This window comes from Roseburia sp. OF03-24 (assembly GCF_003463035.1).
Classification (GTDB): domain Bacteria; phylum Bacillota; class Clostridia; order Lachnospirales; family Lachnospiraceae; genus Roseburia; species Roseburia rectibacter.
The window spans coordinates 13,030-28,616 of record NZ_QSCK01000041.1; the positions used below are offsets into that span (position 1 = coordinate 13,030).

At 43.3% G+C, this 15,587-nt stretch carries 13 protein-coding genes; 12 read left to right on the top strand and 1 reads right to left on the bottom strand.

The window, feature by feature from the left end; all coding sequences use genetic code 11:
- Nucleotides 1-41 precede the first annotated feature (41 nt).
- The 4 genes from pfkB to ptsP all read left to right on the top strand — a co-directional run bounded on the left by pfkB (nt 42) and on the right by ptsP (nt 5,111).
- Entirely contained in the window at nt 42-959 is a 918-nt protein-coding gene (pfkB, locus tag DXA60_RS16720) for a 1-phosphofructokinase (RefSeq protein ID WP_117922438.1), read from the top strand.
- A 211-nt stretch (nt 960-1,170) separates the two neighbouring features.
- Complete coding sequence (locus DXA60_RS16725; protein WP_117922439.1) at nt 1,171-3,108, top strand: PTS fructose transporter subunit IIABC; 1,938 nt, start codon at nt 1,171-1,173, stop codon at nt 3,106-3,108.
- 76 nt (nt 3,109-3,184) lie between these two features.
- Nucleotides 3,185-3,442 (top strand): HPr family phosphocarrier protein, encoded by a 258-nt coding sequence (locus DXA60_RS16730; RefSeq protein ID WP_117922440.1) that lies wholly within the window; start codon nt 3,185-3,187, stop codon nt 3,440-3,442.
- 43 nt (nt 3,443-3,485) lie between these two features.
- Nucleotides 3,486-5,111 (top strand): phosphoenolpyruvate--protein phosphotransferase, encoded by a 1,626-nt coding sequence (gene ptsP / locus DXA60_RS16735; RefSeq protein WP_243006935.1) that lies wholly within the window; start codon nt 3,486-3,488, stop codon nt 5,109-5,111.
- Here ptsP and DXA60_RS16740 read toward each other — a convergent pair.
- A complete protein-coding gene (locus DXA60_RS16740; protein ID WP_243006936.1) occupies nt 5,100-5,864 on the bottom strand; it encodes a hypothetical protein in 765 nt (254 codons plus the stop codon). The two genes, ptsP and DXA60_RS16740, sit on opposite strands and share 12 nt — an antisense overlap.
- Before the next feature lie 1,352 nt (nt 5,865-7,216).
- Here DXA60_RS16740 and DXA60_RS16745 point away from each other — a divergent pair.
- The 8 genes from DXA60_RS16745 (at nt 7,217) to surE (ending at nt 15,262) form a co-directional block, all read left to right on the top strand.
- Complete coding sequence (locus tag DXA60_RS16745) at nt 7,217-8,491, top strand: amidohydrolase (RefSeq protein WP_117922442.1); 1,275 nt, start codon at nt 7,217-7,219, stop codon at nt 8,489-8,491.
- A 141-nt stretch (nt 8,492-8,632) separates the two neighbouring features.
- Nucleotides 8,633-8,806 (top strand): hypothetical protein, encoded by a 174-nt coding sequence (locus DXA60_RS18920; protein ID WP_199536245.1) that lies wholly within the window; start codon nt 8,633-8,635, stop codon nt 8,804-8,806.
- The gene (codA, locus tag DXA60_RS16750; protein ID WP_117922443.1) at nt 8,803-10,047 is read left to right on the top strand and encodes a cytosine deaminase; all 1,245 of its coding nucleotides are present in this window, start codon (nt 8,803-8,805) and stop codon (nt 10,045-10,047) included. Before DXA60_RS18920 ends, codA begins: the two co-directional genes overlap by 4 nt.
- Nucleotides 10,048-10,067: 20 nt before the next feature.
- Nucleotides 10,068-11,234 (top strand): PucR family transcriptional regulator, encoded by a 1,167-nt coding sequence (locus tag DXA60_RS16755; RefSeq protein ID WP_117922444.1) that lies wholly within the window; start codon nt 10,068-10,070, stop codon nt 11,232-11,234.
- 249 nt (nt 11,235-11,483) lie between these two features.
- A complete protein-coding gene (locus DXA60_RS16760) occupies nt 11,484-12,839 on the top strand; it encodes a Na+/H+ antiporter NhaC family protein (protein WP_243006937.1) in 1,356 nt (451 codons plus the stop codon).
- Between the two features lie 45 nt (nt 12,840-12,884).
- Nucleotides 12,885-13,505 (top strand): cytidylate kinase-like family protein, encoded by a 621-nt coding sequence (locus DXA60_RS16765; RefSeq protein ID WP_117922446.1) that lies wholly within the window; start codon nt 12,885-12,887, stop codon nt 13,503-13,505.
- Nucleotides 13,506-13,645: 140 nt separating this feature from the next.
- Nucleotides 13,646-14,524 (top strand): VanW family protein, encoded by an 879-nt coding sequence (locus DXA60_RS16770; protein ID WP_117922447.1) that lies wholly within the window; start codon nt 13,646-13,648, stop codon nt 14,522-14,524.
- A gap of 24 nt (nt 14,525-14,548) precedes the next feature.
- The gene (surE, locus tag DXA60_RS16775; protein ID WP_117922448.1) at nt 14,549-15,262 is read left to right on the top strand and encodes a 5'/3'-nucleotidase SurE; all 714 of its coding nucleotides are present in this window, start codon (nt 14,549-14,551) and stop codon (nt 15,260-15,262) included.
- Nucleotides 15,263-15,587 lie beyond the last annotated feature (325 nt).

Here is a 15,587-nt window from a genome sequence, read left to right on the forward strand (position 1 = left end):
CAAAATCAGAGTGCAGGAAATGCAGAAGGGAGATATGAAAAATGATTTACACCGTCACATTTAATCCATCATTGGACTACATTGTGACAGTTCCGCATTTTACCAGCGGAATGGTCAACCGGACATCAGAGGAAAAAATCTTTCCGGGTGGAAAAGGTATCAATGTATCCATGGTGTTAAAAAATCTTGGACTGGAAAATACAGCACTTGGCTTTTATGCCGGATTTACCGGAGCAGAGTTAGAACGTCTGATCCGGGAAAAAGGAATCAATGCTGATTTTATTCCGGTAAAAGAAGGAATGACAAGAATTAACGTAAAGATGCGCTCTGATGAGGAGAGCGAGATCAACGGACAGGGACCGGCGATATCAAAAGCAGATATCAAAACACTTTATGAAAAACTGGATCGTCTTTCCGACGGAGATGTTCTCATTATGGCGGGAAGCATTCCAGATGTGATGCCGCAGACCATTTACATGGACATTATGAAATATCTCGCAGATAAAGATTTAAAGATTGTTGTGGATGCGACGAAAGATCTGCTCGTAAATGTATTACAGTATCATCCATTTTTGATCAAACCGAATAATCATGAACTGGGCGAGATTTTCGGTGTAAAAATAACAGATAAAAAAGACGTCATCACTTATGCAAAGAAGATGCAGGAAAAAGGTGCAAGAAATGTGCTGGTTTCCATGGCGGGTGACGGGGCAGTGCTTGTTGCTGAAGATGGAAGCGTTTTTCAGGCGGAGGCACCGAAAGGCAAAGTTGTCAATTCTGTTGGCGCCGGGGATTCCATGGTGGCCGGATTTATAACAGGTTATTTGAAGACTGGAAGCTATAAAGAAGCATTTCAGATGGGGGTATGTACTGGAAGCGCATCGGCATTTTCAGAAGAACTGGCAACAGAGCCGGAAGTTTTGGCGCTTTTAGATAAAAACAAAGGTATATTTAAGTAGGAGGAGTAAAATCCTCTGCCCCTGCAAGGGCACATGCTATGCAAGCTATTAGGCATAGCATGCATAGCAGACATTTTGCTCCGCAAAACAAGGAGTAAAATCCTCTGCTTCTGCAAGGGCAGTCGCATTTTGCTCCGCAAAACAAGGAGTAAAATCCTCTGCTCCTGCAAGGGCAGTCGCATTTTGCTTCGCAAAACAAGGAGGATTAAGCATGAAAATCAGGGATTTACTTGCCGTAGAGAGTATTGACTTAAACGGCAAAGTTAATGGAAAGAACGAAACCCTTGATGCAATGGTTGCATTGATGGCTAAGAGCGGAAAGATCAACGATGTTGAGAAGTACCGCAAGGGCGTATACGCCCGAGAGGAAGAAGGAACCACAGGAATTGGTGAGGGAATCGCCATTCCGCACTGCAAGTCGGATGCAGTCAGCAGACCGGGACTTGCAGCCATGGTTATCAAAGATGGGGTGGATTTTGATGCGTTAGATGGAGGAAAGGTTGACCTGATCTTCTTAATTGCAGCACCTAATACAGAAGACAATGTACATCTGGATGTACTGAGCAAATTGTCCGTTCTTCTGATGGATGAGAATTTTACGCATGGGCTTCGTAATGCAAAGACAGTCGAGGAATTTTTAAGCGTGATCGATCAGGCAGAAGCCGAGAAAGACGCCGAAGAGGAAAAAAAGAACAGTGCAGATACGAAAGAAGCAGCAGAGGAGAAAACCACAGATAATGGAAAACTGATCCTTGCTGTAACCGGATGTCCGAATGGAATCGCACATACTTATATGGCAGCAGAAAATATTGAGAAAAAAGCAAAAGAGCTTGGATGCCGTGTGAAGGTTGAGACAAGGGGTTCCGGCGGTGCAAAAAATGTATTAACGAAAGCTGAAATTGCAGAGGCTGCATGTATCATCGTTGCAGCAGATACACAGGTTCCGATGGATCGCTTTGCAGGCAGACCGGTGATCCAGTGTAAGGTTTCCGATGGAATCAGTAAGGCAGAAGAACTGTTAGACAGAGCGTTAAATGGCAATGTTCCCCTGTATCAGGCAAAAGGAAGCGGTCAGGCAGCGGATAGTGAGGAAGAATCTGACAGCGTTGGACATCAGATTTACAAACACCTGATGAATGGAGTTTCACATATGTTACCGTTTGTTATCGGTGGTGGTATTCTGATCGCGATTGCATTTTTGATCGATGGTTTTGCAGTAGACTTAAACAGTCTTCCGTTTGAGGAGCGTTCGAATTTTGGTACGATCACACCTTTAGCAGCAATGTTTAAATCGATCGGTGGTGTTGCATTTGGATTTATGCTTCCGATCTTAGCCGGATTTATCGCAATGAGTATTGCGGACCGTCCTGGTCTTGCAGTCGGTTTTGTCGGCGGAGCGATCGCGGCAAACGGAACATCCGGTTTCCTTGGCGCCCTTGTTGCAGGTTTTGTTGCAGGTTATCTGGTACGCCTGTTAAAGAAACTGTTTGAAAAACTTCCGGAAGGTTTAGAGGGTATCAAACCAATGCTTCTTTATCCGGTCATTGGTATCTTTTTGATCGGAGTAATCATGACTTATATTGTAGAGCCTCCGATCGGAGCATTGAATGTCATGATCAATAATGGATTAAACAGCATGAACGGTGCAAAAGCGATCCTGCTTGGAGCATTGCTTGGCGGAATGATGTCCGTAGATATGGGTGGTCCTGTAAATAAAGCAGCTTATGTATTTGGTACAGCATCTATCGCAGCAGGAAATTACAACATTATGGCGGCTGTTATGGTCGGCGGTATGGTTCCACCACTTGCAATCGCACTTGCGACTATGTTCTTTAAAAACAAATTTACTGAGGAAGAGAGAAAGGCGGGACCGACAAATATTGTTATGGGACTTTCCTTTATTTCAGAGGGAGCGATCCCGTTTGCAGCATCTGATCCATTGCGTGTGCTTCCGTCCTGCATCATTGGTTCGGCAGTAGCAGGAGCATTATCCATGGCATTTAACTGTACATTAATGGCACCACATGGTGGAATCTTCGTATTCTTAACCGTAGGTCATCCGTTGTTATATCTCGTATCACTGGCAGTTGGTTCCGTTGTGGGATGCCTGATTCTTGGACTTTTAAAGAAGGATGTATCAAAAAGATAGGAAACGGAATAAAATAAAATTCACAGGTAAATGGAACCGCCCGAAAAGAAAATGCGGTTTGGGAAAGGAGAAAATCATGAAAGAATTTAAATATGTGATCACAGACAAAGAGGGAATCCACGCAAGACCGGCAGGGGCACTTGTAAAGGCAGCAGCATCATTTCCATGCAGCGTTACCATTGCAAAAGATGGCAAAGCAGTAGATGCAAAACGTATTTTCGGAGTTATGGGACTTGGCGTAAAATGCGGTGAGGAGATCACAGTCTGCACAGATGGCGAGAACGAAGAGGCAGCAAGTGCTGCAATCGAGGAGTTTTTGAAAGCGAATCTGTAAATAAATTATTTATGTATAAAAATCTAAAATGGAGGTAACGGGCATGGAACTGCACGGAAAAAGTGTATTTGGTGGAATTGCCATGGGCAGACTGTCGGTTTATCATAAGACAGACAATGCAGTAAAGCGAACAAAGATAACAGATATAGAAGCAGAGAAAAAGCGTTTTGAGGATGCAAAAGAAGAAGCCAAAAGACAGCTTGGTGTTTTTTATGAAAAAGCAGTCAGGGAAGTCGGTGAAGTCAATGCGGCAATTTTTGAAATGCACCAGATGATGCTTGATGATCTTGATTATGTAGAGTCGATCACAAACATGATCGAAACCCAGCAGGTCAATGCAGAATTTGCCGTTGCTTCCACAGGAGATAATTTTGCGCAGATGTTTGCAGCAATGGATGACGACTATATGAGAGAACGTGCTGCGGATGTAAAAGATATTTCCAACCGTGTGATTTCTATTTTACAGGGAAACAGTGATGCAGGATTAGGCGGGGATGAACCATTTATCCTTTTAGCAGATGATCTTGCGCCGAGTGAGACAGTGCAGCTTGATAAATCAAAGGTACTTGCTTTTGTAACGCGGCACGGTTCCACTAATTCCCACACTGCGATCTTAGCGCGCACCATGAATATTCCGGCACTGATCGGAGTTGATTTCCCGGAAGATGGTGTGGATGGGCAGTACGGTATCGTAGATGGATTTGATGCAAAGTTTTTCGTAGAACCGGATGAGGATACGAAAACGAAATATCAGAAGTTAAAAGAAGAAAACGAGCAGAAGAAACGTCTGCTTCAGGAATTAAAAGGGAAGGAAAATATCACAAAGGATGGCACAAAAATCAATCTTTATGCGAATATCGGAGGTGTTTCCGATGTGGCAAATGCGCTTGCAAATGATGCGGGCGGCATCGGATTGTTCCGGAGTGAGTTCCTTTATTTAGAGTCGGAGGACTATCCGACAGAGGAAGCACAGTTTGCAGCATATAAGACGGTTGCGGAAAATATGGCAGGCAAAAAAGTGATCATCCGCACACTTGATATCGGAGCGGACAAACAGGTTGATTATTTTGGACTGGAAAAAGAAGAAAACCCGGCAATGGGTTACCGTGCTATCAGGATCTGTCTTGACCGCACTGAAATTTTTAAGATACAGCTTCGTGCGATATACCGTGCAAGTTATTATGGAACGATCGCAATTATGTTTCCAATGATCATTTCTGTAAATGAAGTGAAAAAGATCAAAGAGATCATTGCGGAAGTGAAAGCAGGACTTGATGCCGACGGCATTCCGTATAAGGATGTGGAACTCGGTATTATGATCGAAACACCGGCAGCAGTCATGATCAGTGATCTTTTGGCAAAGGAAGTTGATTTCTTTTCGATCGGGACAAACGATCTGACACAATATACACTTGCGATCGACAGGCAGAACCCGAAGCTGGATAACATCTATGATTCGCACCATGAAGCAGTCCTTCGGATGTTAAAGATGGTTGTGGACAATGGACATAAGGAAGGATGCTGGGTTGGCATCTGCGGAGAACTTGGTGCAGATGAAACACTCACAGAGACATTCCTTCGGATGGGATTTGACGAACTTTCCGTATCGCCGTCTATGATACTTCGGATCAGGGATAAGATACGAAATACAGATCTGTCAGAGAAATAAAAATGCATCAGGGAAATGGGCCATATGCAGTAAAGGTTTTGCTGCTATGCCCGTCGCTAACCCATCTTCATGACCATCCGCATAGCTGTCCCGGCGTTCCATTTTAATATATTCATCCATATCAAATTCTTCTAATAACATTCCAACGACCTCCGATCTGTGTTTGGTGAGAAAATCTTTTAGGATGCCATCTTTGATACATTCTAAAACAGCGGTATCTGCAGCCTGTTCTAAGGATGCACCACTCCTGACTTTTGAAGAAATCCGGCTGATCAGAATAGAATATTCTTCTAATGTGCGGCATCGTGTTATCAGTTCCTGATTATGGCCATAATTGATGTTGTAAATGCGAGCCGTGTATTCTAAGCAGGGACGACCGTTTACTGCTTTAGATTCATAATCAAATGCATCGGAAAGATGCAGTTCCATGTAATTTTTCCTATTTTCAAGTGGCTCGATGCCATTATAAAAAATAACAAACTGCGGAAATGGCAGTTTGAGCAGCTTTTTTCCATAAATGATCAGGTTATTCTGTTTAATATAGCTTTCGTATTGTTTGCCGAAATAAATCACATCATCGATTGTGAAAAAAATCAGTTCGTCTGCATCGTCATAACTGGTCTGGTTCAGTGCGTTGTACAGTTCAAGCAAAACGGAACGTTCATTGAAGATCCTGCGGAATAAGGCATCCCGGTATTTTTTCTGCACAAAAACGTGTCTGGTGTGGCTGCGTTTTCTTTTGTTTTTCCCCATAGTTTTCTCCTTTGATTATAAAAAATTAAGTGATTTTCACAATAGTTTTCTGAAATAGCAGGCGAAGTGCCGGAAGTAATAAGAAGCGTGTTCAGAAAAATGACTGAATGGAAATCAGATCGAATTGCGATAGATGTAGTATAACATGAAATGTCAAAAATGCAATTATAATGTTTGGGGAAGAAGTGTATGTTAATGAATAAATTATTCGGGGAGTTGCTGAATAAATGATGGTTTGTTGAGGCATGCGTCGCCCACCTAAATGGTGTTTCGTAGGTTTGTGAGTGGCATCGTGCGCAAAGCCGGAGTAATTTTGGTTCCGTTGTACGAAAATAAGAAAAGTCTAGGTATGCCTGATTTAGGTTTTCTCAGAGGGACGTGACCGGCAACAACGAGTCATCCATGACTCGATGCTGCCTTGTTCTGCCATCCGTGGCAGAACATCACTGTGTGTAGACAGGCATACCAAGATTTTCTAATTTTCTCCCAAAGTCACAAAATTAGCTCCGGCTTTGCGTAAGATACCAGCCTCCAGGTTATGAAACACCATTTGGGTGGGCGGTTCATCTCAAAATCGGGGGCGCGGGTGTGAATTTTTGATATTCATTTACTGAAATCAGCTTGTTATCATCATGTCCTGTATTAAAAAAATTCACTCTGCGTCATTTTACAAAACATCAGTGCTACATTACACTAATCTTTTCGTAAATTACCAGATCAATAATGCAGCATATTTTTTAAATATGCATGGTCATAAACACAGTGTAGCCGACTGCGTTGAGACTTTTTGTTATGTGCAGTCAAGCAGATAGGAGCATTACTGGATGTGAATTTTTAAAAATATTTTTCATTAAATCTTCAAACATAAAGATTAAAAATTTACGTACTCCCAAGGTTGTAAAATGAGTTCCCCAGCGAAGGGTGGTTCACAACCTTGTGGCTGGCAAATCGCATCAAGCCGGAACCTGTTTTGTGACTTTGGGAGAAAATTAGTCAATCTTAGACTGCCTGCCGTAACACAGTGTTGTGCTGCCACGGATGGCAGCACAAGTCTTAATGTGCCCGGATGGCACATTTAAGACGCACACGTCACTCCGCCACAACCTATACCAGGCAGCCTTAGATTGTCTTATTTTCGGACAACGGAAACAAAACAGTCCCGGCTTGATGCAATTTGCCAATCGAAATCCCCCAGAACCACCCTACACGAGGAAACTCATGTCACCCACAAACCAGCATTTGCCGGGCAGATCATATGCAGTAATTATGGTATAATATGATTATGACCTGGGGATTAACTATGTAAGACAGAGAATAATCAGGTATAAAAAACAGGAACAGGAGACACGCACATGAGCAATTACTTATTGATCAAACAGGGAACGATCCACAATGCCATAGAGGAAGAGCCATTTGTGGCAGATATTCTGGTGGAGAATGGAAAAATAAAAAAGATCGCGCCGGTTTTAGAAGGAAAAATCATCAATGATGCGGAAGTGATCGATGCGATGGGAATCGATATTTATCCGGGGTTTGTGGATGCGCACTGCCACATGGGATTAGATGGATATGCGACCGGATTTGCCGGGGAGGATTACAACGAATTAGGGGATCCTGTGACACCGCAGCTTTCAGCGGTAGATGCAGTTAACCCGCAGGATGAGACTTTCCAGATGGCACGCGAAGGCGGTGTGACCTGTGTCTGTACCGGACCGGGCAGTTCGAATGTAATTGGCGGAACATTCTGCGCTATCAAGACTTACGGAAAACGTGTGGATGACATGCTGGTCAAAGAGAAAACCGCTATGAAGATCGCTTTTGGTGAGAATCCTAAAAACTGTTATAAGGAAAAAGGTGTTTATTCGAGGATGTCTGTTGCCGCGAAGCTGCGTGAAGCACTGACAAAGGCAAAAATATATGACAGACAGTTACAGGCGGCAGGCTGCCCGGAAGGCTGGAATGAACTTCAGATGGAACATACATGGGAACAGGCGCAGGAACAAGTGATGGATAATTCACAGAAAACGGACGCGGATATGCAGGTAGATTTTTCAAAGATGCCGGCATATGATGCAAAAATGGAGGCGCTTCTTCCTGTTATCCGCGGTGAGATGCCGTTAAAAGCCCATGCGCACCGCGCAGATGATATCTATACGGCGATCCGTATTGCAAAAGAATTTCATGTGGATCTTAGGCTCGATCACACAACGGATGGTGCCCTGATCGCAGATGATCTTGCAAAAGAAGGATATCCGGTTGCAGTGGGGCCGTCTTTTGGGCATGCCACCAAATATGAACTGCGCCATAAAGGATTCCATACACCGGCTGCACTTGCAAAAGCAGGATGCCAGGTTTCGATCATCACGGATTCACCGGTGATCGAGGAACGTTATCTGGCACTCTGTGCAGGACGTGCGGTGTTTAACGGACTCAGTGAGTTTGATGCATTAAAAGCAATTACGATCAATGCTGCAAAGCATATCGGAATCGAAGACCGCGTCGGAAGCATTGAGGAGGGAAAGGATGCGGATTTTGTCCTGACAAGAGAAAATCCATTTGCCGTGGATACTCATATTTTGTATACGATCATTGATGGGAATGTGGTGTATAAAGGAGAAAACGAATAAAGGCAGCAGAGCATAAAGGAAAGAGAGAAATTTGTTCTTTAAGAACAAATAAACCGCGTTTTATTCGTACCAGGGAATAAAAAGAAACAGAAGATTTCTCATTTCATTGACGACATTTCAGACGGATGATAATATTTGTACATGAAGAACAAACAAGTTAGCAAAGGCGCTAAGGCAGATACCTTAGCGCCTTTTTTCAAACCAGAACAACAAGTTACAGATGATGTCATGGTGTTAGCAGGTCAGGACAAAAGAACTGTGAGTAAATGCCTGTATGAAATGCAAATAAAATGGAAGCGAGGAATACAAATATGAAAAAATTTACAAATGTGAGATTAAAAGGGGAAAAAGAGCTGGTATCGATCCTTGTAGAGGACGGTAAAATTACAAAAATCGCAAAAGAAATACCGCAGGAATGTGAGACGATCGATGTGGGTGGAAATCTTGTGATTCCGCCATATGTTGATCCGCATCTTCATTTGGATTATGTGTTTACCGCAGATATGGGAGAGCAGAATGGTTCGGGAACATTGTTTGAAGGCATCCAGCGCTGGAGTGAATCAAAGGGAAATATGACGGTAGAGCAGATGAAAGCACGCATTTACAGTGGAATCCGCAAAGAGATGCTTCATGGTGTGCAGGCAATCCGTACACATATTGATGTCACAGATCCGACTTTTACCGGATTAAAGGCAGCTCTTGAAGTAAGGGAAGAGGTAAAAGACATTTTAGATCTTCAGATAGTTGCATTTCCACAGGAAGGCATGTATGCTTATAAAGGCGGCGATGAGCTGGTGGAGGAAGGACTTAAAATGGGAGCCGACTGTGTCGGTGCGATCCCACATTTTGAACTGGCAAGAGAGTTTGGTGAAAAATCCATTCATAAAGTCATCGAGCTTGCAACAAAATATGATAAGCTGATTGATGTTCACTGTGATGAGACAGATGATACACAGAGCCGTTTTCTGGAGCTTTTGAATGCACTTGCACTGATGGAAGGAATCGGAACAAGGACAACAGCAAGCCATACCTGTTCTTTTGGTTCTGCTGACAACAGTTATGCATTCCGCATGATGAAGCTGTTCAAAAAATCCGGGATCAATTTTATTTCCTGCCCGACAGAAAATATTTATCTGGAAGGCAGACAGGATACATATCCGAAGCGCCGTGGTATCACGCGTGTGAAAGAACTGAATGATAATGGAATCAACGTCTGCTTTGCGCAGGATTCCATGTCTGATCCGTGGTATCCGCTTGGAAACGGTAATATGATGATGATATTAGATCATGGTATCCATATTGCGCAGATGATGTCACCGGAGGAGATTACGAATGATCTTGATCTTGTGACGAGAAATGGCGCTATTACAATGAATATTATGGATCATTACGGAATAGAAGAAGGCAAACCGGCAAACTTTATCGTGCTGGATGCAAAGTCAGAATTTGAGGCGATCTGTGAAAGAGCAGGAATCACTGCTTCTGTAAGAAATGGAGAATTTCTGTTTCAAAAGACACCTGCACAGGTCACAGGAGCGATTGATTTACTGAAATAGTAAAAGGATGTGACAGGGGAATGTTTCAATGCAAGGATCTGCTTTCGCTTACGACAATGTCGCAGGCGAAAGTGGTTGCCGGAACCGGCGGGATGGAGCGGGGAATTCGCTGGTCCTATAAGGCAGAGAATATTAATTTTGAAAAATGGGTTCATGGTCAGGAACTTTTGATCATCAGTGGACCGGTAACCCAGCGAAAAAACTTTGATCTGTATCGGACGATTGAAAAAGCAATCGAACTTAAGATGTCCTGTGCACTGCTTCTTGTAGGAGAGAATTACGTGACGCAGATCGATGAAAAGGTAATAGATTTAGCGGAAAAGAATGATTTTCCGCTTTTTACCATGCCATGGGATGTGCCGCTTTTGGATTTCTTTGAGGAGCTTGGTCATGCGATTGCTTATTTAGATGACAGGAAAGATATTCAGGACAGTCTGCTTGCAGAGATTATTTTTGGAAACAGCATTAATGTACATAATATCGAACACAAGTGCCAGCAGATGGGACAGGACATATCCGTGATGGAACAGGTATTTGTGCTTCATCCGGAGGATCTTTCCAATGATGAGGTACGTTCTTATGCAGAAGTGTTAAAAGGACTCTTTGCAAAGAAAGAATACCCGGCGATCATTTCCTGTTATGGCGACCGCATGATAGGGTTTATGAAGGACTGCAGTGGATGCAGGCAGATCATCACAGAGATATTTGATGAATTTACCGCTTTTTTGCAAAGTGAACATGAGGGAATCTGTTATACGTTAAACATTGGAGAAAAGTGCAGCAGTCTTTCAAAACTTCAGAAGAGTTTTCATGAGACGTCGAGGACAAATGCTATTTTAGAGCATATCCACAGAGTAAATGAAGTAGTGTTTTATGACCAGATGGGATTTTACCGTCTGCTGATGTCCTATGAAAATACAGAGCCGATGAGGCGGTTTGTGGATGAGGTCTTAGGGGAAATTTTAGCATACGATAAAAAGAACCATACGCAGCTCATCGGGACAATGTGGGCGTATTTTGGCAGTGACTGTAATCTGCAGAGAACAGCAGACAGGCTTTTCTCACATAAAAATACGGTAAAATACAGACTTCAGCGGATCGAGCAGATCACCGGAAGAGATTTTGATAACCGGTTTGAAAGCCAGGAGCTTTATAATGCGCTGATGATCTATTATTATATTGAATAAACTGGATCTGCTGTCAGAACTCGAAATTATAGTGCAAACAGCAGTGATTTGTCTTTTGGAAACAAAACTGTACAAAAATATTTGTCTGTCACAGACGAAAATAAAGCTCATTCTTGATTCAAAAGGGAAAACCCTTTAAGATGGGTATAACGATAAAGGACTTTATTACATACAAAAAATGGCAAAGGGGCCGGAAGGAATACTTCCGGTCCTTTTTTATCTGTAAGCCAGAGGAAAGGATGATTGGTTATGAGCTATGGATTGATTGCTACGTTAATTGTACTTGTCATTGTGGTTGGTGCGATCACGACAAAAAAATGTGAGGCATTCCTGATTGCCGGTTCTATGGTTGGTGCACTTGTCTTATGGAAACAAAACTTCCTCACAGAGTGGGTATCCACACTGGAAGGGGTAATGAGTGATGAAGCATATGTTATTCTGATATGTGGATTGTTTGGCAGTCTTGTAGCACTGCTTACAGCATCAAAAGGAAGTTTTGGTTTTACAAAGATTGTCACAAAAATCTGTAGTACGGAAAGAAAGACGTTATTTACCACATTTCTTTTAGGAATTTTGATCTTTGTGGATGATTATTTAAATGTTTTATCGATCGGAACTGCAATGAAAGGTTCTTATGATAAGAAGAAAGTGCCGAGAGAAGCACTTGCATACCTTTTAGACAGCACAGGTGCTCCGGTCTGTGTACTGATTCCGTTTTCTTCCTGGGCAGCTTATTTTGGAGCGATTTTCCTTCAGCAGGACTGTGTTAAGAGTCTTGCAGGCGGCAGTCTGATGAAAACTTACCTGATGGCGGTTCCGTATTGTGTATACCCGATCGTTGCACTTATTATCGTATTCCTTTTCTGTATGGGCTGGTTCCCGAAACTGGGTGGAATGAAAAAAGCATATGACCGTGTTGCAGCAACCGGGAAAACATACAGTGATATCAGCAGAAAATACAACATTGGTTCTGAGTATGGCGAAGAAGAAGGAAGAAGCGTATGGTTCTTTGTAATTCCACTTGCAGTGTTAGTCGGCATTGCAGTTGCAACCGGTGATCTTGTGGTAGCAGCGATCATTGCAATTCTTGTCTGTATGGTATTATATATAGGAGCAAAGATCATGACATTTTCCGAATTCTGGGATACCTTTGTTAAAGGATTTGCGGATATGCTTCCGATCATTATTCTTTTAATTTCAGCACTGACTTTCCAGAAGATCGCAAGTGAAATGGAAATGACAGAGTTTTTTGTAGATTTGTGCAAACCGATTATGTCGGGCGCAGTATTCCCGATGATCGCATTTATCATTGTAGGACTGCTTGCATTTATGATCGCAAATGCATGGGGCGTATGTACACTGGTTGCACCTGTTTTACTTCCGCTTGGTGCAAGTGTTGGAGCAAATATCGTGCTTGTAATGGCAGCAATCCTCTCCGGATGTGCATTTGGAAACCACGCATGTTTTTACTGTGACACCACGGTTCTTGCTTCGAACGGTGCAGGAATTGACAACCTTGAGCATGCAGGTTCACAGCTTCCATATGTTTTGATCGGTGCAGCAGTATCTGTGATCGGATTTTTGATTTTAGGATTGGTAATGTGAAAATAAGCTCGATAGCTTTTTACACGCAGGAATGGAGGTATTATCATGGAAAAGAAAAAATATATTGTTACGATAGCCAGACAGTTTGGAAGCCTTGGACGTCCGATCGCAATGCGGATGAGTGAGAAACTTGGGATCGAATTTTACGACCGCGATATCGTGGAGGAGGCTGCAAAAAAGCTGAATCTTCCGGTATCAAAAATTGATGAGATCGAGGAGAGCGCAAAGAAAAAAGTAAAAACTAACAGTTTCCGGCGTATGATGTATCCGCTTGGAACGCAGACGGATGACCTTCAGAATAAATTATTTGATGCACAGCAGAATATCATCAAATTTCTTGCAGAACGGGAATCCTGTATCATTGTCGGGCGCTGTTCGGATTTTATCCTTGCAGATGAACCGAATCTGCTCCGGATCTATATATATGCACCTTATGAGGCGCGGGTTGCGAACTGTGTCAATGATCTGAATATGGATGAAGAGGATGCCCGCAAAATGATCCGTGCGGTGGACGAGGCAAGAGATCATTATCATATGCATTATGCAGGATTTCTTCCGAACGATCAGCGCTTTAAAGAGATCATGATCGACAGCAGCATGCTTGGCACAGAGGGCACAGCCGATTATCTGGTGGATGCTGTAAAAAGGAAATTTGAGTTAGATTAAAAAACGATCTATTGTATAAAATAGTCATGTCTGATATGATGAATCCATATCTATAGTACCAGGTGAAAATAAGTCATGGGGAGAAAGTGTAAAAATCCATATCATGGAAGATCTTTTATACGAAGAAATGGAGGATTATTATGACACGAAGAAAATATTGGGTGAAAAAAATATTGCCGTTTCTCACATGTGCTGGTCTTTTGTTGACAAGTCCGGTGTTTGCCGAGGCTGCAACACAGGCAGAGCGCAGTGCCTATCAGGCGGTGTTTGATGCTGATTACTACCGCAGTGCCTATCCGGATGTGGCGGCAGCATTTGGAAATAATAAAACGGCACTCTTTAATCATTTTGTAAATTATGGATTAAAGGAAGGGAGAAGCTGTTCTGCAGATTTTAATCCACAGGCATATCGTGCAAAGTATACAGATCTGCAGCAGGCATTTGATAATGATATGGCAGCATACTGTCGCCATTATGTGTCCTATGGAAAAGCAGAGGGCAGAGATGGAGGCGGAAATGTACCTGCCGGTACAGTTACATCAAATACGGCTGCATCCGGAACTGTTGTAACACAGGGAAACGTGATCGGTACCTGTACGACGGAATATGATGCAACTGTTCCGAGAGCTGTCAACGTAGAACTGGCAGCAGCCCGCATCAATGGTGTTGTGGTACAGCCGGGACAGTCATTTTCATTCAGTTCCACGATTTTACCGCGTACTGCGGCAAATGGATATGTTGTAGCACCGATCTATATCAGTGGTACGGTTGGTACCGGAATCGGCGGAGGTGTGTGCCAGGTATCATCGACACTTTATGCTGCAATGCGGTATGCAGGACTTCCGGCAACACAGCGGTATCCACATTCCCTGCCGGTTACATATCTTCCGGAGGGATATGATGCTGCGATAGCAGGAACGAGCAAAGACCTTAAGTTTACCAATACGTTTTCACAGCCGCTTCTGATCCAGGCATCTGCTGCAAACGGCGTGGTGACAGTGACATTGACATTACAATAGGAAAGAGAATACATAAGAAAACATATGCGTATTTTAGTAGTAAATGATGATGGAATTAAAGCACCGGGTATCCATCGTCTTGCAAAGATGGCTGCGGGACTTGGTGAAGTGTGGGTGGTTGCGCCGGATGCGCAGTGCAGCGCAATGTCACAGCGGATCACTGTGCGTGGAGATTTAGAAGTAAAACCATATGATTTTCCGGTTGTGGGAGTAACGGCATATAGTGTGGGCGGAACACCGGCAGACTGTGTGAAAGTGGCACTGGGCTGTCTGATGGAAGAAAAACCGGATGTTGTATTTTCCGGCATCAATGCAGGTTATAATGTTGGACGTGATATTTTATATTCAGGTACGATCGGGGCAGCAATGGAGGCTCTCTGCGGCGGAGTCCCTGCGATTGCATTTTCGGTTGCAGAGGAAGATGAGTGCGAGGTTTTAGATGCGTATTTAGAATCGGTCGCAAAAGAGCTGATTGCTAAAAAGCTGCCGGAAAATGAGATCTGGAATGTAAATTTTCCGGGATGCACATTAGCAGAATACAAAGGAATCCTGTGGAATCGTATCCCGGATCAGAACCAGTATTACAGGGATAACTATAAGCGGATGGACAGACCGGATGGAAGCATTATTTTTTCTGCCGCAGGACTCCCGGAAACAGAAGCAGCGGATGGAACAGATGCCGGAGCGGTTCTTTCGAATTACATATCAGTTGGAACGATTAAGAACATGATGATTTAAAAAGATGCTGTTTGTTGCAGGCATTAAAATACGAGTATTCCGCCAAATGATGGTTTGTTGGGCTATGAGTTCCCCGGCTAAGGGTGGCGTCGCAGTTTTGTGAGTGGCAAATTGCATCAAGCCGGGACTGTTTTGTTCCGTTGTCCGAAAATAAGAAACTCTAAGCATGCCTGATTCAGGTTGGGGCGGAGTGACGTGTGCGTCCTAAATGTGCCGTCCGGGCACATTAGGACTTGTGCTGCCGTCCATGGCAGCACAACACTATGTTACGAACAGGCATCCTAAGAGTTTCTAATTTTCTCCCAAAGTCACAAAACGAATCTCG